This window comes from Stenotrophomonas sp. C3(2023) (assembly GCF_032911385.1).
Lineage (GTDB): Bacteria > Pseudomonadota > Gammaproteobacteria > Xanthomonadales > Xanthomonadaceae > Stenotrophomonas.
The window spans coordinates 2998057-3018275 of the sequence record NZ_JAWJLO010000001.1 but is presented as its reverse complement, the minus strand read 5'-3'; the positions used below and the strand labels follow the sequence as shown (position 1 = coordinate 3018275).

Sequence of the window (20219 nt, the reverse complement as noted above, 5' to 3'; positions counted from 1 at the left end):
GCTCGGCTTTGTTGCTGTGCTGTGCCGGGCAGAGCCCGGCACTACGTGTCGAAATGCTGTTCGCGTACCGGCCCGGCCGCCGGGCCGGCCGGCTTCAGCGGCTGGGCGGCAATGCGCGCTTCATAATCGTCCACCAGCGCCTTGCGCTGGCTGTCGGAGAGCTCCTGCCAGTGGCAGTTACGCAGCGCGCCTTCCAGTGCATACAGCAGATTCAAGCTCGGCTTGAAACCCGCACGCCGCACCTTGACGAAGGCGCCTACCGCACCGGTCGCCTGCAGGTCTTCGCGACTGTGCAGGCCCACCTGGCGCAGCCAGGCAGCACTCTTGGGGCCGATGTTGCGCAGCTTGGGCGCGTTCATCGCAGGGCGTCGAGAAAGACCTGGGCAATGGCTTCCAGCCCGGCCTGGTCCTCGGCATCGAAGCGGCCCAGGCGTGGGCTGTCGATGTCGAGCACGCCGACCAGCGTATCGCCGTGCACCAGCGGCACCACCAGCTCCGAACGCGAGGCGGAGTCACAGGCGATGTGCCCCGGGAACGCGTCCACATCGTCGATGCGCTGGGTGGTGCGCAGGCGCGCCGCAGCACCGCACACGCCCTTGTCGAGCGGGATGCGCACGCAGGCCGGCAGTCCTTGGAACGGCCCGACCACCAGCTCCTTGCCGTCGAACAGGTAGAAGCCCACCCAGTTCAGGTCGGGCAGTGCGTGGTAGAGCAGTGCCGAAAGATTGGCCGCGTTGGCGATGCGGTCGGCTTCGCCATGGACCAGGGCACGAGCCTGCTCCAGCAGCTGGGCGTACTGTTCCGGCTTGCTGCCGGTAAGCGTAGAAGAGGCGAACATGGGGCAGAGTCTAGCAAGCAGGGTGCAGCGCCGTCAGGCACCGCTCCGCAACGGCGTGGCTCAAGGGGTGCGCACCGGCTGGGCGCGGTAGAGCTGGGGGAACTGGCGCTGCAGCGCGGCCAGCTTGGGGGCGTCGTAATACCGGATATAGGCTGCCTGTGGATTGAGCCGCATGTAATCCTGATGGTAGCGCTCGGCCCGGTAGAAGCGCTGTCCGCTGCCCAGTTCGGTCACCACCGGCGACGGGAACAGCGGCTGGATCTGGGCGATGTAGGCCCGGGTTGCCTGCTGCTGGCGTGGATCGTCGGCAAATACCGCAGAACGGTACTGGCGTCCGTGGTCCGGGCCCTGACGATCGCGCTGGGTGGGGTCATGGGCTACCGAGAAGAACACCTGCAGCAGTTGCCCGTAGCTCACCTGCCGCGGGTCGTACTGCACCTGCACGGCTTCGGCATGCGCGGTCCGGCCGCTGCTGACCTGCGCATAATGTGCGCTGGCAGCATCGCCACCGATGTAGCCGGACACTGCGCTGCGCACGCCTTTCACGTGCTGGAACACACCCTGCACGCCCCAGAAGCAGCCACCGGCAAACACCACGCTGGCCAACGGACGATCATCCTGGAAGCTGGCTGCGCCCTGCGCGGCGGGCAGCTGGACGGTCTTTTCCCGCGCCTGTGCCATGGCCTGGCCGGCATCCATGGCCGGCAGGGCAAACAGCAGCCCCGCTGCGACTGCGGCTGCGACGCCGAGTGCGACCGCGCGTTCGATGGGCAGTTTCATCTGTCTCTCCTCAGCCGAAGGTGAAGGCATAGGCCTGGACGCCTGCGTCCAGGAACTCGATCTCGAAACGGTGTTCGCCGACCGGGCCGGTCTGGCGGATCAGCTGATACAGCCGGTGCTCGTCCACCTGGCCCCGGCCCTGCGCGTCGACGTCGATCCCGGCGGCATCGGCAGGCAATGGCTTGCCGTCAAGCCACACGCGGAACCGCACCGGCGTGCCGTCGGCACCCGGCGCAAGCACCAGATGCAGGTCGCGGGCGTGGAACTGGAAGGCGATGCGGCCACCGGCCCGATGCAGCTGCGCGGCTTCGTCGGTGATCGACCAGTTGCCCTGCAGCGCCCATTGGTTCAGCGCGAGCGTGTCCGCGGCACGGTAGTCCTTCGGCGTCGGTCCCCCCAGCCCACCGGCCGGGTTGAAGTTTTCGGCCCGCGCGCTGCCCAGATAGGTCTCCGGCGACCGCAGGTTGCCCATGTCGGCCTGGACTTCCACGCCTTTCAAGGTGGCGGCGGCCGGATCGGCAGGGGGGGGCAGGTCGCGTTGACCGGCTTCGCGCAGCAGCTCGCGGATGACCTGCTCGGAGTTGGCGTAGTTGCCCTCGCCGAACTGATGGGCGCGGATGCGGCCCTGCGCATCGATGAAGTAATGCGCCGGCCAGTAGCGGTTGTTGAAGCCACGCCAGATCGCGTAGTTGTTGTCCAGGGCGACCGGGTACTTCACGTCGAGCTTGTCCACGGCCCGCATCACATTGCGCACGTCGCGCTCGAAGGCGAACTCCGGCGTGTGCACGCCCAGCACCACCAGCCCATGGTCGCGGTAGCGCCGCTCCCACTCGTGCACGTAGGGCATGGCGCGCAGGCAGTTGATGCAGGAGTAGGTCCAGAAATCGACGAGCACGACCTTGCCGCGCAGCGCCTGCGCGTTCAATGGCGGGCTGTTGAGCCAGCCGGTGGCGCCGTCCAGCGAAGGCAGCTCACCCTCCACCGGCAACGGGCCACTGCCGGCCGGACGTGCGCTGACCATCGGTGCCGGCGCTGCGCCGGGCGCCGCGTCCAGCAGGCGCTGTTCCAGCCGCGCCGTGCTGGCGCTGGACAGGCGCGTCAGCACGCCGGTGTCCCAGCCCAGCGCGATCGCCACCACGGCCAGCAGCGCGGCCACGCCCAGGGCCCGCCGAAGTACGTTGCCGACCCCGAGCCGGGCCTTGAGCGCATTGAACACCCGTCCCCCTACCCATACCGCCAGAGCCAGCGCGCAGGCGGCACCGGCGGCATAGGCCAGCAGCAGCCCGGTGGTGCCCACGCTGGCGCCATTGAGCGCCGCGCCGGTGAGCACCAGGCCAAGAATCGGGCCGGCGCACGGTGCCCACAGCAGGCCGGTGGCAATGCCCACCAGCAGCGAGGTGCCCGCACCGCCCTTGCCGCGCGCATCAGCAGCATCTGCACGTGCGCCCAGCCGCGCGCCCAGCTGCTGCAGCGGCCCCAGCAGGCGCTCGGCCAGCGCAGGCCACAGCAGTGCCAGCGCGAATACCGTCATCACCACCAGGGCCAGCCAGCGCCCGATCTGGTTGGCCTGGGCGACCCAGCTGCTGCCCACCGCCGCAATGCTGGCCACGACGGTGAAGGTCAAGGCCATGCCCAGCAGCAGCGGCAGGGTGCTGCGCAGGAACGGGCGGCCGGCGCGGGCAAACACGAACGGCAGCACCGGCAGGATGCAGGGGCTGAGCAGGGTCAGCATGCCGGCGAAGAAGGCGAGCAGCAGCAGAATCATCAATCAAGCTCCGCAGAAAGAGGAATGGCGGGAATCAGCGGCGCACGCGCCAGCCGCCGCTGCCGTCATCGTCGGCGGCCACGAACGCCAGCGCGGCGCCGTTCATGCAGTAGCGCAGGCCGGTAGGGCGCGGACCGTCGTTGAACAGGTGGCCCAGATGCCCGCCACAGTTGCTGCAGTGCACCTCCACGCGCAGCATGCCGAAGCTGCGGTCGCGATCCTGGCCGGTGGCGTTGGGCAGCGCACGATAGAAACTGGGCCAGCCGGTGCCGCTGTCGAATTTGGTGGCGGCGTCGAACAGCGCCTGCTGGCAGCCGGCGCAATGGAAAATGCCGCGGCGGTGCTCGCGGTCCAGCGGGCTGCTGAAGGCGCGCTCGGTGGCGTGGCCGCGCAGCACCGCATACTGCGCCGGTGACAGCCGCTGGCGCCACTGAGCATCGCTGAGCATGAACGGGAAAGTACGGCTGGCGGCCACGTCGGCCGTGGCCGGGTTGGCCTGGCTGCAGCCCGGCAGGGCCAGCAGCATGCCGCTGGCGGCGAGGGTGCCCAGACCCAGGAACTGGCGTCGGTTGAACGACATGACCTACTCCACGGAAGGGATGGCTGCATCCTGCGCCCGCACAGGTCAACGGGTCCTCACGCAGGGTTCAATTTTTCGTTATGCATTGGTCGACCGGCTGCACCACAATCAGGCCTTCTGCCCGATTGGCCGGCTCATGACCGATTCCCGCCGCATTCTTGTTGTCGAAGACGACGCCGACATCGGCAGACTGCTGTGCATGCACCTGTCCGACGAGGGCTACCAGGTGCAGCTGGCCGCAGATGGCAGCCAGGGTCTGGCGCTGCTCGAGCAGCAGGGGCCGTGGGATGCGCTGGTGCTGGACGTCATGCTGCCGGGGGTGGACGGGCTTCAGCTGTGTCAGCGTGCGCGGGCGATGACGCGTTATGTGCCGGTCATCATCATCAGCGCGCGCGGCAGTGAAACCCAGCGGATCGTGGGCCTGGAGCTGGGCGCCGATGATTACCTGGCCAAACCCTTCTCGATGCCCGAGCTCGTGGCGCGGGTACGCGCGCTGCTGCGGCGGGCCGATGCGATGGCGCAGAACGCGCGCCTGGATGCCGGCACCGTGGTGCTGGGTGGGCTGCAGCTGGACCCGTTGGCGCGTGCGGCGCACTGCGATGGCCAACCATTGGAGCTGACCCCGCGGGAATTCGATCTGCTGATGCATTTCGCGCGTCATCCGGACCAGGTGTTCTCCCGCATGCAGCTGCTCGACCAGGTGTGGGGGCATGCGCACGAGGGCTACGAGCACACCGTCAACACCCACATCAACCGCCTGCGCAACAAGATCGAGCGCGACCCGGCGCAGCCACGCCGGTTGCTGACAGTGTGGGGACGCGGCTACAAGCTGGTGGACGACAGCGTGGGGACGGCATGAGTCGGCTGCGGCTGTGGCAGAAGCTGGCCCTGCTGTCAGCGCTGCTGCTGGTACTCAGTGGCATGGCGCTGCTGGCCATGCAGGCGCGGCAGGCGGTGCACCACGAGCAGGAGGTTGTGCAGCGGCTGTCGCTGGACCTCGCCGCGCATATCGCACGGCGCAGCGAACTGATGGACGCCGGCGGCATGCGCAACGATGCGGTACGCAGCCTGTTCGGTCAGCTGATGGCGGTCAATCCCAGTGTCGAGGTGTACCTGCTCGACACCCACGGCGAGGTGATCGGGCACGATGCGCCGCCGGGTCACCTGCGCCGCCAGCGCGTCGACCTGGGGCCACTGCGCGCGCTGCTTGACGGCGCGCCGCTGCCGATCCTCGGTGACGACCCCCGCAGTGCGGGCGGCCGCAAGATATTCAGCGTGGCCCCGCTGGTGGTACAGGGGCAGCTGGCGGGCTACATCTACGTGGTGCTGGTCGGCGAGCAGCGACAGATGCTGGCCGATGACCTGGCGACCAGTGGGCAGTGGCGCGCCACGCTGTGGTCGGCCGCGCTGGTGGCGCTGGCAGGCGTACTGGCCGCGCTGCTCACCTTTTACTGGATCACCCGCCCGCTGCGTCAGCTGACGCGGCGCATCGAGCAGTTCGATGTGGATGCGCCAGTGCCCGCGCAGGCACCCGAGCCACTGAGGCCCGGCACGCGCGACGAACTGGCCATCCTCAATCATGCCCATGCACGCATGGCACAACGCCTGGCAGATCAGTGGCAGCAGCTGCGCGAGCAGGACCTGCAACGGCGCGAGCTGGTGGCCAACATCTCCCACGACCTGCGCACGCCGCTGGCCTCGCTGCACGGCTATCTTGAAACGCTGGCGATGAAGGAAACCACGCTCTCCGAACAGGAGCGTCGGCGCTACCTCGCCGTGGCGCTGGCGCAGAGTGGCAAGGTCGGCGCATTGGCCCGCTCGCTGTTCGAGCTGGCGCGGCTGGAGCATGGGGGCGTCGCGCTCGAACTGGAAACGTTCGCGTTGCCTGAGCTGGTACAGGACGTGTTGCAGAAGTTCGAACTTGCCGCCCAGGCACGCCAGGTGCAGTTGCATGCGGAGTTTCCGCCCGGATTGCCGCTGGTGTGCGTGGATGTGGGGCTGGTGGACCGTGCGCTGACCAATCTGGTGGACAACGCGCTGCGCCATGCGCAGGACGCCTCGATGGTGCAGGTCATCCTGTCGCCCGATCCGGCCGGGGTGCGCGTGGTGGTGCAGGACGATGGGGCGGGGATCGATCCGAGCGTCGGCGAACGCCTGCGTCGGCAATCGCCGGGCAGTGGGCGCGGGCGTGGCGGAAATGGCGGGCTCGGGCTGCTGATCGTGCAGCGCATCGTGCAACTGCACGGGCACGCGCTGGCGCTCGAGCCCAGCACGCACGGCACCCGGTTTGCGTTCGTGCTGCCCCACGGCTGAGAGCGTCCGCAGATTCTGATTTTCCGTATGGACCCTGCAGTCGCCACCTCCGGATGCTCATGCGCCTGCTGGCCACCACGGCCAGCGTCGATCAGTGCGGAGCATGCATGGCCATCAGTGGTTTCTGGAACCGAGGCGATCTGGCGCCTGATCGCGCCGAGGCAGCGATCAGACAGATGCTGACAGCGGGTAATGGGGCCGCTGCGACCGTCCTGCAGGACGGGCCAGCGCAGCTGTGGCTGGCCAGTGATGGCGAAGCAGTGCGCTCGGCATGCGGCAATCATCTGCTGGTGGTGCAAGGGCGTGTGCATGAGATGGGAAGCGCCCGGTTGCTCGATGCCGCTGGGTTGCTGGAGCGCATGTGCGTCGAGTCGCCGGCGGCGGTATTGAAGCGCCTTGACGGTGCCTTCGTTCTGGCGCTGTGGGACGGGCGACGCCAGCAGCTGCTGCTCGCACGCGATCCTGCGGGACAACGGCCGCTGTACTACGCCTGGCTGCGAGAAGGGTGGGCGTTCTCATCCAGCCTGCGCGGCCTGCGCTGTGCACCAGGCTTCGTGGATGAGGTCGACCGTGGGGTGCTCGCCCTGTTCCTGCGTCACGGCCATGTCCCTGCGCCGCACTGCATCCATGTGGGCAGCTTCAAGCTGGCCGCAGGCAGCAGTCTGGCAATGCACGCGCAGGACGTGGACGCTGGCGCGGGCGCCCACGTGCCGGACCTTGACCAGCGGCGGTACTGGGACCCGCGCGACGCGTGCGAAGAGGTCGCACCGAGGGGCGGAGCTGCGATGGCCGAGGCGGTGGATCAGCTCGATGCACGCCTGCACACGGTGCTGGCCCCTTTCAGCGGCAGCGGATGCGGCGGCTTTCTTTCCGGCGGCGTGGATTCCTCGCTGCTGCTGGCCATCGTGCAGCGGGGGAGCGCGACACCGCTGCCGACCGTGGGCGTCGGATTCGAGGTGGCTGCGCACGACGAGACGCGCTGGATGCAGGCGGTTGCCAAGCGACTGGGCACGGCGCACGAGACCATGCTGTGCACTGCCGATCATGCGTTGCCGCTGGTGCAGCAGGTGACCGCGGTGTGGGACGAGCCGTTCGCTGACGCGTCCCAGCTGCCGACCCTGTTGGCCAGCCAGGCACTTGCGGGGCGGGCGACGTTGGCGCTGACCGGCGACGGCGGCGACGAGCTCTTCTTCGGTCACCGCGCCTACCGTCGTGCCGTGGCGATGGCACGGCTGAGCCGCTGGCTGCCAGCGTTTGCGGCCGACCGGGCGCGTCGGCGCGCCTCCCTCCAAGGTGAAGCAGGGCGTCTGGGCGGCTGGGCCGCGCTGCTCGACGAATGCAGTGACCGCGACCCGGTGCACCATTATCTGATGCGGATCATGCGCTGGCGTCAGCCGCATGACCTGCTGCCCGGCGCACAGGAGCCGGCCACGCTGTGCGGCCAGAGCGCGCTGGATATCGGCGGCAGTCCTGAAGAGGTGGTGCAGTACCTGGACTTCATGATGGAGCTGGGCAACGGGTTGATGACCAAGGTCGAATCCGCCGGTCGGGCCTGCGGCCTGCAGACGATCTCGCCGTTTCTGGATCGCACACTGGTGGCCCACGCGTGGCAGCTGCCCATGGCGCTGAAGGTGCGCGGCCGCGAGCAGAAAGCCGTTCTCAAAGCGCTGTTGTGCCGCTATCTGCCGCCGGAGCTGGTGTATCGGCCCAAGCGCGGCTTCGGCCCGCCGGTGGCAGCGTGGTTGCGCGGCCCGCTGCGCGGCTGGGCCGAGGCACTGCTGGCCCCGCCGCGGCTGCAGGCGGCCGGGCTGGTGGACGACGGCCGTGTACAGCGTATGTGGCAGGCGCTGCTGGACGGCGAGCGGCGCTGGCATCCGTTGCTGTGGACGCTGCTGATGTATCTGGCGTGGTTCGAGGCGCAGGAGCGGGAGCGAAGCGAGCGGGCTGCCTGAAGGAGCTGGCAGCGGACATCACCTGCGTGTGCGAGCGGATGCACAGCGTGCATGGGCGGGGCGCCGCCGCGCGCCGCAAAAAAAAGGACCCGACAGAGGGAGGGATCTGTCGGGTCCTGCGATTGCGCGGGGGGAGGGACCCGCGCAATGTCTGGTGGCTGGTGCGGTCGGTGTTGGCCGGAACGCGTTTGCCTTGATGCAGTGCAGCATACGCCTTTCTTGCTGCAATGCAACAGGCCTTGCGCCATCACCCCATCACCGGCTGAAACCGTTCAGCCTCAGGCGCAGGGCTCAGGCTGACGGGCCCCGGTAGCGGCAACCTGAGGTGCAGGTTTCGTGCAGTGTGACCTCGCTCAGGGCCGGCAGGACCGGCTTCAGTTCGTTCCAGATCCACACCGCCAGGTTTTCACTGGTGGGGTTCTCCAGACCCGGGATGTCGTTGAGGTAATGGTGGTCGAGGCGATCGTAGATCGGCTGGAACGCGGCCTTGACGTCGCCGAAATCCAGGATCCAGCCGGTATCGGGGCCGGGCTCACCTTCCACCTTAAGTTCCACCCGGAAGGAGTGGCCGTGCAGGCGGGAGCATTTGTGCCCCGGCGGCACATTGGGCAGGCGGTGGGCGGCCTCGACCATGAAGACTTTGAAGATTTCCATGTGGCCATTGTACCGGGGGCTGGCGGCACCGGCAGGGTATCAGTGGCAACTAAATCTTTTCATCGCGATGAAGGGATGGTGGTTTCCTTATATCCGTATGAAGAGATGTTATTGGCCGGTTCATGGCCTGGCATGGATTACTGCGGAGCACGCTTCCCCCACCACCCAAGAACGACATGCCCCAGCACACCCTGCTCGTGGCGGCTCTGGCCGCCGCCCTGGCCGCGCCTTTGTCCGCTGCAGCCGATACCACCACCGACGCCGCTGGCGATGCCAGTACGCTGGCCGCCGTGCGCGTGACCGGTTCCAACATCAAACGCAGCGACACCGAAACCGCCAACCCGGTGCAGGTGATCGGCCGCGAACAACTGCAGGCCACCGGTAAAGCGAGCGTCGCCGATGTACTGCGTTCGATCTCGGCCAACACCGGCAACGCCGCCAACGAGACCTCCAACAGCGGCTGGGCTTCGGGTTCAGCCGGCATCGGCCTGCGTGGCCTCTCGCAGAAGAACACGCTGGTCCTGCTCAATGGCCGGCGCCTGGCCAACTACGGTTTCCCCGCCAATGGCCTGTCGGACACCTTCGTCAACCTCAACGCGCTGCCGCTGGTTGCGGTGGAACGCATCGAGGTACTCAAGGACGGCGCGTCGGCGGTGTATGGGTCCGATGCGGTGGCCGGGGTGGTCAACATCATCACCCGGCAGGATTTCCAGGGCGCCGAAATCGGCGGCAGCGTCGGCACCGCCGACCAGGGCGGGCTGGACGAGACCAAGCTGAAGTTCGTCGGCGGCCTCGGCGATCTGGAGACGGACGGCTACAACATCCTGGTCAGCCTGGAAGGCTACAACCGCGACCGCCTGGACCAGGACGAGCGCGCGCTGACCCGCAGTGGCATCTACAGCGACCAGCCCGGTGGCCGCTGGAACGGCTGGTCGGCCAAGGGCGCACGTTATCTGGTCGGCGGCGCGTCCGTGCCGATGCTGGACGCCAACGGGCAGTGCCCGGAAGGCACCACGCTGGTGGCCAGTGCGCCCATTGATGGGCTGGCGGGCAACACCTGCGGCTTCAACCAGGCGCCCTTCACCACGCTGATTCCCTCGACCAAGCGCTGGCAGGCGTACGCCAATGGCACGTTCCGGGTAAGTGACACGGTCGAAGCCTTCGGCGAGGTGCTGTACAGCGAGGTCAAGGGTGTCTCGTGGTTCGGCAGCAGTCCGTTCTTCACGCTGGAAAGCGGCCGTTTCGCGCTCAACGCTGAAACCGGGCTGGCCGAGCCGGTCTCCTCGAGCCTGCCGGCGGGCAACCCCTACAATCCCTATGGGACTGCGGTGCCGATCGAGTACACCTTCTTCAACCTCGGCGGCACCATCAAGACCAACCGCTCGCAGTCCTACCGCGGCCTGGTCGGCGTGCGCGGCAGCACCGGCAACTGGGACTGGGAACTGGGCGCGTTCGGTGCACGCAGCAGCGAGCGGGAAACCGTCTCCGGCGGCTTCGCCAACCGCTGGGCATTGGCCGACGCACTGGCCAGCGGCAGCTACAACCTGCTCAACCCGTCGGCCACGCCGCAGGCCGTGCTCGACGGCATCAACATCGCCACCCTGCGTCCGGCCGAGTCGGTGCTGCTGGGTGTGGACGCGAAGATCTCCGGCACGCTGGGCCGTACCTGGGCCGGTGACATCGGCTTTGCCGCCGGCGCAGAGTGGCGCCGGGAGAAGCTGGATTCCAACAACCCCTGGCAGATCGACGCCGGCCTGCAGGTGCGCCCGGCCATCGCCGAAGTACATGGCGAGCGCAAGGTCAGCGCTGCGTACGCGGAGGCCAACGTGCCGCTGGCCTCGAAGCTGGAGCTGTCGCTGGCCGCGCGCGCCGACCACTACGACGATTTCGGCGACGCGTTCTCGCCCAAGATCGGTCTGCGCTGGCAGCCGCTGGACGTGCTGCTGGTACGGGCGGCAGCCTCCAAGGGCTTCCGCGCACCCTCGCTGTCGGAGAACTCAGACAGCACCAGCATCTCCTACGGCAGTGTGGTGGATCCGTTCGACCCGGATCTGCCTGGTTCGCGCCAGAATCCGACCTTCTTCACCGTCGGCAATACCGACCTGAAGCCGGAGCGTACCCGCAGCTACAACTTTGGTGTGGTGCTCTCCCCCTGGCAGAACACCAACCTGAGCGTGGACTACTACCGCATCGAGCTGGAAAACCTGGTCGGTACCAACAACACCCAGACCCTGGTGACCAGCAACGTGCCCGGCGCCGTGCAGCGCGACGAACGCGGCAAGCTGCAGGCGGTATACAACCGCTACCAGAACCTCAGCGATCTCAAGACCTCCGGTATCGACGTGGAGCTGCGCCAGCGCATCCCCACCGACCGCTTCGGCGTGTTCAACCTGGGCTCGGCCTATACGCATGTGCGCGACTACCGGCGACCGAGCGTGGTGGGTGGGCCGCTGGTGGACTACGCCGGCAGCAACCTCGGTGCCACCCTGCCGAAGAACAAGGCCACCACCAGCCTGGACTGGACGCTGGGTGACTTCAGCACCGCGCTGACCTGGTACTACACCAGCGGCTACGACCAGCGCGCCAGTACCGCCGCCCGCGCCGTACAGGACCGGGTCGATTCGTACAGTCAGTTCGACCTGTATCTGGCCTGGCGCGGCATCGAGCAGCTGACCGTGTACGCCAAGGTGCAGAACCTGGCCGACGAGGAACCGCCGTATGACGCGTCGTTCCCGGGCATCCGTGCGCCATATGACTTCAGCCAATACGACCTGCGCGGACGTTACTTCACCGTCGGCTTCGACTACCGCTTCTGAGTTGTCACACCGGTGCAGCAGCAGGGTCTTTGCTGCTGCACCGCTCCATCATCGGGGATCTGCAGTGTCTTTCCATCGTCGTGTATTGCTGTCGTTGTTCGTTGCCGCCGGTGCGGCATTGGCATTGCCGGTACAGCCGGTACAGGCGCAGAGCGCCTGGTTCTTCCCACAGGCCGAGCAGTTCGATCCGGCCATCCCGACGCCCGAGCAGTTTCTCGGCTATCCGGTCGGCAGCCGCTACACCCGGCACGACCAGCTGGTGGCCTACTTCGACGAGCTTGCCCGGCTGTCGGACCGGATCAAGGTGCAGCGCATCGGGCAGAGCTACGAGGGGCGCACGCTGCTGATCGCCACGGTCACTTCGGCGCAGAACCAGCAGCGCCTGGAACAGCTGCGCCAGCAGCATGCGACCTTGGCCGACCCGGCGCAGCCACGCAGCGCGGCCGGGGACAGCCCGGTGGTGGTGTGGCTGGGCTACAGCGTGCACGGCAACGAGACCTCCAGCGGCGAAGCAGCCATGCTTACCGCCTACTACCTGGTGGCCAACCGCAGTGCAGAAACCCAGCAATGGCTGCAGCAGTCGGTGGTGTTGTTCGATCCGGCGCAGAACCCTGATGGCCGTGATCGCGCAGCCAACTGGCACAACGCCTGGGCGTCCTCGCCGGCCTCGGCCGATCCGGCCGACAAGGAACATGTGGAGCCGTTCCCGCAGGGCCGCACCAACCATTATTTCACCGACCTCAACCGCGACTGGCTGGCGCTGACCCAGCAGGACACACGGCCGAAAATCGCGTTCTTCCACCAGTGGTACCCCAACGTCCAGATCGACTTCCACGAAATGGGCAAGGACAGCACCTACTACTTCGAGCCCTCGCCGAAGAGCATGCACAGTCCGCTGATTCCAGCCGCTTCCTACGAGTTCAACAAGACTCTGGCCAAGTACCACGCACAGTCGCTGGATGCACTGGGGTCGCTGTACTACACCGGTGAGAACTATGACAACTTTTCCCCGGTGTACGGCTCGACCTATCCTGATTTCCACGGTGCGGTCGGGGTCACCGTGGAACAGGCGAGCTCGCGCGGCCGGGTGCAGGAGTCGGCCAACGGCCTGCTCACCTTCCCCTTCACCATCCGCAACCAGGTCGCTACCGGGCTGGGAACAGTGCGCGGCGCGGTGGCCGAGCGCGAAGGGCTGTTCGCGCTGCAGAAGTCATTCTTCCAGTCCGCGCTGAAGCAGGCCGGGCAGCAACCGGTGCGCAGCTTTGTATTCGGCGACGCGCACGATCCCAGCCTGACCCGACGTCTGCTGGACCTGCTGCTGCAGCACCGGATCCAGGTTCATGCGTTGGCCTCGGCGGTCACCGTGGACGGCCAGCGTTTCGAGCCGGGCAGTGCGTTTGTCGTGCCCACCGCGCAGCCGCAGTTCCGTCTGGTGCATTCGATCTTTGCCGAGACTCCGCCAGTGAAGGGTGATGTGTTCTACGGCAGCACCTCCTATGCCATCGCGCCGGCCTACGGGCTGGCCTTTGCCGGCAGCCGCAGCCGCATCGCCGAGGGTGCACGGGTTGCCGCCGTGCCACCGGCGCGGGGCGAGGTGGTGGACGGGCCGGCGACGTATGCCTATGTGCTGGACTGGCGCGACCAGAACGCTTCGCGCGCGCTGTACGCGCTGCAGGCCAGAGGGCTGGCAACGCGCGCCGCGCTGCGTGGTTTCAGTGCGGGAACCGGCGAGGGTGAGCGTGCGTTCGCCGCTGGGACGGTGGTGCTGCCGGTGGCCGGCCAGCCGCTGCAGGGTGCTGAGCTGCACGCCGCAGTGCAGGCGGTTGCCGCAGACAGTGGCGTGCGCTTCTTCGCCCTGGCCAGTGGCCAGAGCCGCAGCGGCATCGATCTGGGCAGCGACAGCGTCAAGGCGCTGCGCAAGCCGACGGTTGCGCTGGTGATGGGCGAGGGCGTCAGCGCCACCGAGATCGGGTCGAGCTGGTTCCTGCTGGACCAGCATCTGCAGGTACCGTCGAGCAAGATCGACCCTGCGCAGCTGGGCAAGGTGCCGCTGGACCGCTACACCACGATCGTAATGGCCGGCGGCACCTACGCCGGCGTGGATGCGACGGCGGTGGCCGCCCTGAAGCGCTGGGTGCAGGCCGGGGGATCGCTGGTGACCTATGGCACGGCATCGCGCTGGGCCATCGAACAGAAACTGGCCGAGGGCGAAAGACTGGGCGTGGAGGAAGAGACGGGCGCGGCTGAACGGCATGCATTTGGCGACCAGCGCGACATCGCGGCGATCGAACGGGTGAGCGGCAACATTCTCAGTGCCGACGTGGATACCAGCCATCCACTGGGTTTTGGCGTGCCGCGCGCAGCCCTGGCGGTGAACAAGGAAAGCACGGTGGTGTTGCAGCCAAGCGCCAACGCGTATTCGACGGTGGTACGCATCGATGCAGCGCCTCGGGTGAACGGCTATCTGTCCGAGCGCAACCGGTCGCGGGTGGCTGGTTCGGCCTGGTTGCTGGTGTCGCCGCAGGGGCAGGGCAACGTGGTGCTGTTTGCCGATGATCCGGCGCACCGCAAGTACTGGCACGGCACGGAGCGCCTGCTGGTCAATGCGCTGTTCTTCGGCAACCTGCTCAATCCTGCCAAACCGCGGGGATAGCGGGGTTGGCGGGGGCTGCGCCCCCGCGCCCCTGCCTTACCCGCTTCTGCTTCTGATCTGGCAGGTGACGACCGTTGGTCGTCACGCTGTTGATCTGGAGCTGGAAGCGGCCTGGCGTGCTCGGCTGTGCTTCCAATCTCCGCGGCTGCCTTTGCGACCTGCTGCGGGAAAGTCAGAGGGCGGCAGCAATGGCGTGACGACCAACGGTCGTCACCTACCGGACGTGCAACGGTCGCGGCCTGATCGCACGCGCAAAAAAAGACCCGGCATCAGCCGGGTCTCTCAGCACAACCTGCCGCAGCGGCAGACATCAACCGGCGCGGTTACCGCCGCCGTTGCCGCCCTGACCACGGCCGCGGCCGCCGCCTGGGTTGCCACTTCCGCCGCGACGCTGACCCTGGCCTGCGCGCTGCTGGCCCGGTGCACCGTCACGACGACCGCCGCCCGGCTTCTTCGGGCCGGCATGCGCGCTGCGCGGCGCCTCGCCGTGCGGGCGACGCTGGTGCTTGCGCGGGGCGCGCTCGCCACCGGGCTGCTCGGCCTTGCCCGGGGCGCTGTTGCCCCAGCGGATCGGCACCTGCGGCTCATAGCCGGCCACGTCGCGGATTTCCATGTCGCGACCCAGCAGACGCACGATGGCGCGCAGCAGCTTCACTTCGTCCTGGGATACCAGCGACACCGCTTCACCGGTGGCGCCGTTACGGCCGGTACGACCAATACGGTGCACGTAATCCTCGGCCACCATCGGCAGGTCGAAGTTGATCACCTTCGGCAGCTCGTTGATGTCGATGCCGCGGGCGGCGATATCGGTGGCCACCAGCACGGTGACCCGGCCAGCCTTGAAGTCACCGAGGGCGCGCAGACGCTGGCCCTGGCTCTTGTTGCCGTGGATGGCCGCGGTCTTGATGCCGGACTTTTCCAGGAACGTGGCCAGCTTGTCGCTGCCGTGCTTGGTACGGGCGAACACCAGCGTCTGCTGGCGGCTGTCCTGGGCGAGCAGGTGCAGCAGCAGGTCGCGCTTGCGTGCGGCGTCGACCGGGTGCACGCGGTGGGCGATGGTCTCGGCCACGGTGTTCTTCGGCGTCACCTGGATCTGCTCCGGGTTGCGCATGAACTCCAGTGCCAGCTGACGGATGTTGTCCTCGAACGTCGCCGAGAACAGCAGGGTCTGGCGGTTCTGCTTGGGCAGCTTGGCCAGGATGCGCTTGATCGACGGCAGGAAGCCCATGTCGAGCATGCGGTCGGCTTCGTCCAGCACCAGCACTTCAATGCCGGAGAGGTCGACGCTGCGACGCTCCAGGTGGTCGATCAGGCGGCCCGGGCAGGCCACGAGCAGGTCCACGCCACGGCGCAGGATGTCCAGCTGGTTGCCCATGCCGACGCCGCCGTAGATGCAGGCGCTGGGAATACGCAGGTACTTGCTGTAGCCGCGCAGGCTGTCGTGCACCTGGGTGGCCAGCTCGCGGGTGGGGGCCAGGATCAGCGCGCGCGGCTTGCGCGGGCCACCGGTGCGCACTTCCTGCGAGGCGGTGCCCAGGTGCTGCAGCAGCGGCAGGCCGAAAGCGGCGGTCTTGCCGGTACCGGTCTGAGCGCCGGCCAGCAGGTCGCGCCCGGCCAGGGCGAGCGGGATGGCCTGCTCCTGGATCGGGGTCGGGTTCTCGTAACCCTGCTCGGAAAGCGCACGCAGCAGGAAGGGCGCCAGGCCCAGGGATTCAAAAGACATCGGGTGATTGCTCCACAAACAAGAAACGCCTGGCCGAATGGCCAAGCGGGGGCAGATCGTTCAGATCGGCTGACTCGGAGCGTTCCCGTGAACCGCGCTGCGAGAATTGGGTGCAGCCGGCGCGGAGCGCAGGCTGGAATGCGTGACGAACGGCGTCGGAGTGGGGGCGGGCGAGGGGTCGGGTGACCGGGCTCGCCGGCGATCCCGGAGGGAAACGGACGGCCGCTGCAGACCCGCGCATTCTAATCGGGTTTGAGACGGCGCGCAAAAGGACCTGTTCAGTTTTTAGCGTGTGCCAAGGCAGCCAAGGTATAAAGGGTCATGCGGCAGTGCAGCTTGGCTGCGATCTGCGTTTGATTACACTTGAAACTTGTTTGCCCAAAGACCGGACACCCATCCATGAAGCTTGGTTCCCTGAAGGAAGGCGGCCGCGACGGCAGTCTGATCGTTGTCTCGCGTGACCTGCAGCGCGGTGTGCGTGCCACCGGCATCGCCAGCACCCTGCAGCAGGCGCTGGAAGACTGGAGCCGCGTGGCCCCGCGTCTGGTGGCCCTGTTCGACGCGCTGGAGGCCGGTGATGCCGTCGGTGTGTTCGACATCGACCCGGTGGCGCTGGCTTCGCCGTTGCCGCGCGCATATGAGTTTCTGGATGGCAGCGCCTACCTGCCGCACGTGGCGAGGGTACGCCGCGCCCGCGGTGCCGAAGTGCCGGAGAGCTTCTACACCGACCCGCTGATGTACCAGGCCACCAGCGCCGGCTTCCTGGCCCCGCGCGATGCGGTCAAGGTCGCCAGCGAAGACTTTGGCATCGACCTGGAAGCCGAGCTGGTGGTGGTCACCGACGACGTGCCGATGGGCGTGGATGCCGCGCAGGCAGCCGACCATATCCAGCTGATCGGTCTGGTCAACGACGTTTCACTGCGCAACCTGATTCCGGCCGAGCTGGCCAAGGGCTTCGGGTTCCTGCAGTCAAAGCCGCGCTCGGCGCTGTCGCCGGTGCTGGTGACGCCCGACGAGCTTGGCTCGGCCTGGCAGGACAGCAAGGTCCATCTGCCGCTGGTCACCCACGTCAATGGCAAGTGGTTCGGCGCGCCGGACGCCGGTGTGGACATGCAGTTCAACTTCGGCCAGCTGGTGGCCCACGCGGCCCGCACCCGTCCGCTGGGCGCAGCGACGATCGTCGGCTCGGGCACCATCGCCAACGAGGACACCAGCAAGGGCGCATCCTGCTTTGCCGAGCTGCGTACGGTGGAGGCGCTGCGCGACGGCAAGCCGAGCACGCCCTTCATGTCCTTCGGCGACGTGGTGCGCATCGAGATGTTCGATGCAGAAGGAAAAAGCATCTTCGGTGCGATCGAGCAGCGCATCGAGCAGGCGGCTGCTCCCTGAGCATGGACGCGATCCACGGCGACACACAGCACGGCGACGCACAGCGCGGGGCGGCGGCGTCCGCGCCGCTGGTGCTGCATACCTATTGGCGCTCCAGTGCGGCCTACCGCGTACGCATCGGGCTGGAGCTGAAAGGCCTGTCCTGGCAGGCGCGGCCGGTGCATCTGGTGCGCGACGGGGGCGAACAGCACCGGCCGGCCTACCGGCAGCTCAACCCGCAGCAGCTGGTGCCGACGCTGGAACACGGCGATAACGTGCTGACCCAGTCGCTGGCAATCCTGGAGTACCTGGACGAGATCCATCCACACGTGCCCCTGCTGCCGCCTGATGCCCCCGGCCGTGCGCGCGTGCGTGCGCTTGCCCAGCTGATCGCGTGCGACATCCACCCGCTCAACAACCTGCGGGTGATGCAGTACCTGGAGCGGGAGCTGGACGTCCCGGCCGATGCGCGCAGCGCATGGACGCTGCACTGGATGGCCGAGGGGCTGGCGGCCATGGAGACGATGCTGGCGACCAGTACCGACACCGGGCGGTTCTGCCACGGCGACCAGCCCGGGCTGGCCGACGCCTGCCTGTTGCCGCAGCTCTACAACGCGCGCCGTTTTGCCCTGCCTCTGGCGCCGTACCCGGTGCTGCAGCGGATCGAGGCCGCCTGCCTGGCGTTGTCGGCATTTGACCGTGCGCGGCCCGAAAACCAGGCTGACGCGGCCTGAAGGCCGCGCCAGCGGCGGCAGCGGTGATGTCGCTTCGGGTCCCTGCGAAGAAGCCTGACGGCGCTGTCGCCTTCCGGTCGGCAACGGTCAATCTCTGTCCCATGGCGCGGGATATACTGTCGCCCATTGGACAATGGATGACACCAGCATGTGCGGAATCGTGGGTGCGATCGCTGATCGTAATGTGGTGCCGGTACTGATCGAAGGACTGACCCGGCTGGAATATCGTGGTTACGATTCATCAGGCATCGCAGTACTCGACGGCGCGCAGATCCGCCGCGTGCGACGCACCGGGCGCGTGGCCGAAATGGCCGGCGCGGCCGCCGCCGAAGGGCTCGACACGCGCGTGGGTATCGGCCACACCCGATGGGCCACCCATGGCGGTGTCACCGAGGCCAATGCCCACCCCCACATGAGCGAGGGCGTGGCGCTGGTACATAACGGCATCATCGAGAACCACGAGGAACAGCGCGAGAAACTGCGCGCGCTGGGCTACGCGTTCGAGTCGCAGACCGACACCGAGGTGATTGCCCACCTGATGCATCATCACCTGAAGCAGGCCGGCAGCACGCTGCTTTCCGCGCTGCAGGCCACGGTGAAGGAGCTGACTGGCGCCTATGCGCTGGCGGTGCTGAGCCAGGCCGAGCCGGACCATTTCGTCTGTGCGCGCATGGGCTGCCCGTTGCTGGTCGGCCTTGGCGAAGGCGAGAACTTCGTGGCCTCCGACGTCTCGGCGATCGTCTCGGCCACGCGCCGGGTGATCTTCCTGGAAGAAGGCGATACCGCCCTGGTCAGCCGTGAGGGCGTGCAGGTGTTCGATGCACAGGACGCCGCCGTCGAACGCGATGTGCACCTGTCCGACGTGTCGCTGGCCTCGCTGGAGCTGGGCCCGTACCGCCACTTCATGCAGAAGGAAATCCACGAGCAGCCGCGCGCGCTGGGTGACACCATCGAAGCGGCAATCGATGCCGGCGGTTTCCCGGCCGAACTGTTCGGCCGCGATGCAGAGACGGTGCTTTCGGGCATTGAGGGCGTGCAGATTCTGGCCTGCGGCACCAGCTATTACGCAGGCCTGACCGCGCGGTACTGGATCGAGTCGATTGCCGGGCTGCCCTGCAGCGTGGAAATCGCCAGCGAGTACCGCTACCGCGCGGCGCACGCCAATCCGAAGTACCTGATCGTGACCATTTCCCAGTCCGGCGAAACGCTGGATACGATGGAAGCGCTCAAGTACGCCAAGTCGCTGGGGCACCGGCACACGCTGTCGATCTGCAACGTGCCGGAGAGTGCGATTCCGCGCGCCAGCGAGCTGGTCTGCTACACCCGCGCCGGCGCCGAGATCGGCGTGGCCTCGACCAAGGCCTTCACCACGCAGCTGGCAGCGCTGTTCCAGTTGACCGTAGTGCTGGGCAAGCTGCATGGCCGCGTGGATGCCGCGCAGGAAGCCGACTACCTGGAGCAGCTGCGCTTCCTGCCGGGCAGCGTGCAGCACGTGCTGAACCTGGAACCGCAGATCGCGGTGTGGGCCGAGCAGTTCGCGCGCAAGCACAACGCATTGTTCCTGGGCCGCGGCCTGCATTACCCGATCGCACTGGAAGGTGCGTTGAAGCTCAAGGAGATCACCTACATCCATGCCGAGGCCTACCCGGCCGGCGAGCTCAAGCATGGCCCGCTCGCGCTGGTGGACGAGGACATGCCGGTGGTGGTGATCGCGCCCAACGACAGCCTGCTGGAAAAGGTGAAGTCGAACATGCAGGAAGTGCGTGCACGCGGTGGCGAGCTGTTCGTGTTCACCGACCAGGACAGCAACTTCAGCGAGTCCGAGGGCGTGCACGTGATCCGCACCCCGCGCCATGCCGGTGTGCTCAGCCCGATCGTACACACCCTGCCGGTGCAGCTGCTGGCCTACCATGCCGCACTGGCACGCGGCACCGACGTCGACAAGCCGCGCAACCTGGCCAAGAGCGTCACCGTAGAGTAGTGCCGGGCTCTGCCCGGCAGGTAAAGCAGCTGCCGGGCTCTGCCCGGCAACGCCCTTCGACC

Annotated in this window: 15 protein-coding genes; 8 read left to right on the top strand and 7 right to left on the bottom strand. The window is 67.4% G+C overall.

Features of this window, described 5'->3' with window-relative positions; genetic code table 11:
• Positions 1-41: 41 nt before the first annotated feature.
• Genes RZA67_RS13430 through msrB form a run of 5 tightly spaced genes read right to left on the bottom strand, consistent with a single transcriptional unit; the run spans position 42 to position 3963 of the window.
• On the bottom strand, positions 42-359 hold the full coding sequence (locus RZA67_RS13430; RefSeq protein WP_317213227.1) for a TfoX/Sxy family protein: 318 nt from the start codon (positions 357-359) through the stop codon (positions 42-44).
• Positions 356-838: a GAF domain-containing protein gene (locus RZA67_RS13425; RefSeq protein ID WP_317213226.1), complete on the bottom strand. Its 483-nt coding sequence runs from the start codon at positions 836-838 to the stop codon at positions 356-358. Before RZA67_RS13425 ends, RZA67_RS13430 begins: the two co-directional genes overlap by 4 nt.
• Positions 839-898: 60 nt before the next feature.
• Positions 899-1618, bottom strand: a complete 720-nt coding sequence (gene msrA / locus RZA67_RS13420; RefSeq protein ID WP_317213224.1) for a peptide-methionine (S)-S-oxide reductase MsrA — start codon at positions 1616-1618, stop codon at positions 899-901.
• A gap of 10 nt (positions 1619-1628) precedes the next feature.
• A complete protein-coding gene (locus tag RZA67_RS13415) occupies positions 1629-3383 on the bottom strand; it encodes a cytochrome c biogenesis protein DipZ (RefSeq protein ID WP_317213223.1) in 1755 nt (584 codons plus the stop codon).
• Positions 3384-3417: 34 nt separating this feature from the next.
• Complete coding sequence (gene msrB / locus RZA67_RS13410) at positions 3418-3963, bottom strand: peptide-methionine (R)-S-oxide reductase MsrB (protein ID WP_317213222.1); 546 nt, start codon at positions 3961-3963, stop codon at positions 3418-3420.
• A 136-nt stretch (positions 3964-4099) separates the two neighbouring features.
• Between msrB and RZA67_RS13405 the strand changes: the two genes are divergently transcribed.
• The 3 genes from RZA67_RS13405 (at position 4100) to RZA67_RS13395 (ending at position 8228) form a co-directional block, all read left to right on the top strand.
• Entirely contained in the window at positions 4100-4822 is a 723-nt protein-coding gene (locus RZA67_RS13405; RefSeq protein ID WP_317213221.1) for a response regulator transcription factor, read from the top strand.
• Positions 4819-6276, top strand: a complete 1458-nt coding sequence (locus tag RZA67_RS13400) for a HAMP domain-containing sensor histidine kinase (protein WP_317213220.1) — start codon at positions 4819-4821, stop codon at positions 6274-6276. The genes RZA67_RS13405 and RZA67_RS13400 overlap by 4 nt, the downstream gene beginning before the upstream one ends.
• Before the next feature lie 107 nt (positions 6277-6383).
• The gene (locus RZA67_RS13395; protein WP_317213219.1) at positions 6384-8228 is read left to right on the top strand and encodes an asparagine synthase C-terminal domain-containing protein; all 1845 of its coding nucleotides are present in this window, start codon (positions 6384-6386) and stop codon (positions 8226-8228) included.
• 291 nt (positions 8229-8519) lie between these two features.
• Here the strand turns inward: RZA67_RS13395 and queD are convergent, their stop codons facing one another.
• The gene (gene queD / locus RZA67_RS13390) at positions 8520-8882 is read right to left on the bottom strand and encodes a 6-carboxytetrahydropterin synthase QueD (RefSeq protein ID WP_317213218.1); all 363 of its coding nucleotides are present in this window, start codon (positions 8880-8882) and stop codon (positions 8520-8522) included.
• A 176-nt stretch (positions 8883-9058) separates the two neighbouring features.
• On the opposite strand from queD, the gene RZA67_RS13385 reads away from it, so the two are divergent.
• The gene (locus RZA67_RS13385; protein ID WP_317213217.1) at positions 9059-11698 is read left to right on the top strand and encodes a TonB-dependent receptor; all 2640 of its coding nucleotides are present in this window, start codon (positions 9059-9061) and stop codon (positions 11696-11698) included.
• A 64-nt stretch (positions 11699-11762) separates the two neighbouring features.
• Positions 11763-14351 carry a M14 family zinc carboxypeptidase gene (locus RZA67_RS13380; RefSeq protein WP_317213216.1) on the top strand — a complete coding sequence of 863 codons (2589 nt, stop codon included), beginning with the start codon at positions 11763-11765 and terminating at the stop codon, positions 14349-14351.
• A gap of 310 nt (positions 14352-14661) precedes the next feature.
• Here RZA67_RS13380 and RZA67_RS13375 read toward each other — a convergent pair whose 3' ends face one another.
• Positions 14662-16074: a DEAD/DEAH box helicase gene (locus tag RZA67_RS13375; protein ID WP_317213215.1), complete on the bottom strand. Its 1413-nt coding sequence runs from the start codon at positions 16072-16074 to the stop codon at positions 14662-14664.
• Positions 16075-16473: 399 nt separating this feature from the next.
• Between RZA67_RS13375 and RZA67_RS13370 the strand changes: the two genes are divergently transcribed.
• The 3 genes from RZA67_RS13370 (at position 16474) to glmS (ending at position 20157) form a co-directional block, all read left to right on the top strand.
• Positions 16474-17463: a fumarylacetoacetate hydrolase family protein gene (locus tag RZA67_RS13370; protein ID WP_317213214.1), complete on the top strand. Its 990-nt coding sequence runs from the start codon at positions 16474-16476 to the stop codon at positions 17461-17463.
• Between the two features lie 2 nt (positions 17464-17465).
• Positions 17466-18176 carry a maleylacetoacetate isomerase gene (gene maiA / locus RZA67_RS13365; RefSeq protein ID WP_317213213.1) on the top strand — a complete coding sequence of 237 codons (711 nt, stop codon included), beginning with the start codon at positions 17466-17468 and terminating at the stop codon, positions 18174-18176.
• 148 nt (positions 18177-18324) lie between these two features.
• A complete protein-coding gene (glmS, locus tag RZA67_RS13360) occupies positions 18325-20157 on the top strand; it encodes a glutamine--fructose-6-phosphate transaminase (isomerizing) (protein ID WP_317213212.1) in 1833 nt (610 codons plus the stop codon).
• Positions 20158-20219: the final 62 nt, after the last annotated feature.

Excerpts from the sequence above, each read along its gene's own strand:
- RZA67_RS13430 (WP_317213227.1), bottom strand. The coding sequence starts at position 359 with ATGAACGCGCCCAAGCTGCGCAACATCGGCCCCAAGAGTGCTGCCTGG.
- RZA67_RS13425 (WP_317213226.1), bottom strand. The coding sequence starts at position 838 with ATGTTCGCCTCTTCTACGCTTACCGGCAGCAAGCCGGAACAGTACGCC.
- msrA (WP_317213224.1), bottom strand. The coding sequence starts at position 1,618 with ATGAAACTGCCCATCGAACGCGCGGTCGCACTCGGCGTCGCAGCCGCA.
- RZA67_RS13415 (WP_317213223.1), bottom strand. The coding sequence starts at position 3,383 with ATGATTCTGCTGCTGCTCGCCTTCTTCGCCGGCATGCTGACCCTGCTC.
- msrB (WP_317213222.1), bottom strand. The coding sequence starts at position 3,963 with ATGTCGTTCAACCGACGCCAGTTCCTGGGTCTGGGCACCCTCGCCGCC.
- RZA67_RS13405 (WP_317213221.1), top strand. The coding sequence starts at position 4,100 with ATGACCGATTCCCGCCGCATTCTTGTTGTCGAAGACGACGCCGACATC.
- RZA67_RS13400 (WP_317213220.1), top strand. The coding sequence starts at position 4,819 with ATGAGTCGGCTGCGGCTGTGGCAGAAGCTGGCCCTGCTGTCAGCGCTG.
- RZA67_RS13395 (WP_317213219.1), top strand. The coding sequence starts at position 6,384 with ATGGCCATCAGTGGTTTCTGGAACCGAGGCGATCTGGCGCCTGATCGC.
- queD (WP_317213218.1), bottom strand. The coding sequence starts at position 8,882 with ATGGAAATCTTCAAAGTCTTCATGGTCGAGGCCGCCCACCGCCTGCCC.
- RZA67_RS13385 (WP_317213217.1), top strand. The coding sequence starts at position 9,059 with ATGCCCCAGCACACCCTGCTCGTGGCGGCTCTGGCCGCCGCCCTGGCC.
- RZA67_RS13375 (WP_317213215.1), bottom strand. The coding sequence starts at position 16,074 with ATGTCTTTTGAATCCCTGGGCCTGGCGCCCTTCCTGCTGCGTGCGCTT.
- RZA67_RS13370 (WP_317213214.1), top strand. The coding sequence starts at position 16,474 with ATGAAGCTTGGTTCCCTGAAGGAAGGCGGCCGCGACGGCAGTCTGATC.
- maiA (WP_317213213.1), top strand. The coding sequence starts at position 17,466 with ATGGACGCGATCCACGGCGACACACAGCACGGCGACGCACAGCGCGGG.
- glmS (WP_317213212.1), top strand. The coding sequence starts at position 18,325 with ATGTGCGGAATCGTGGGTGCGATCGCTGATCGTAATGTGGTGCCGGTA.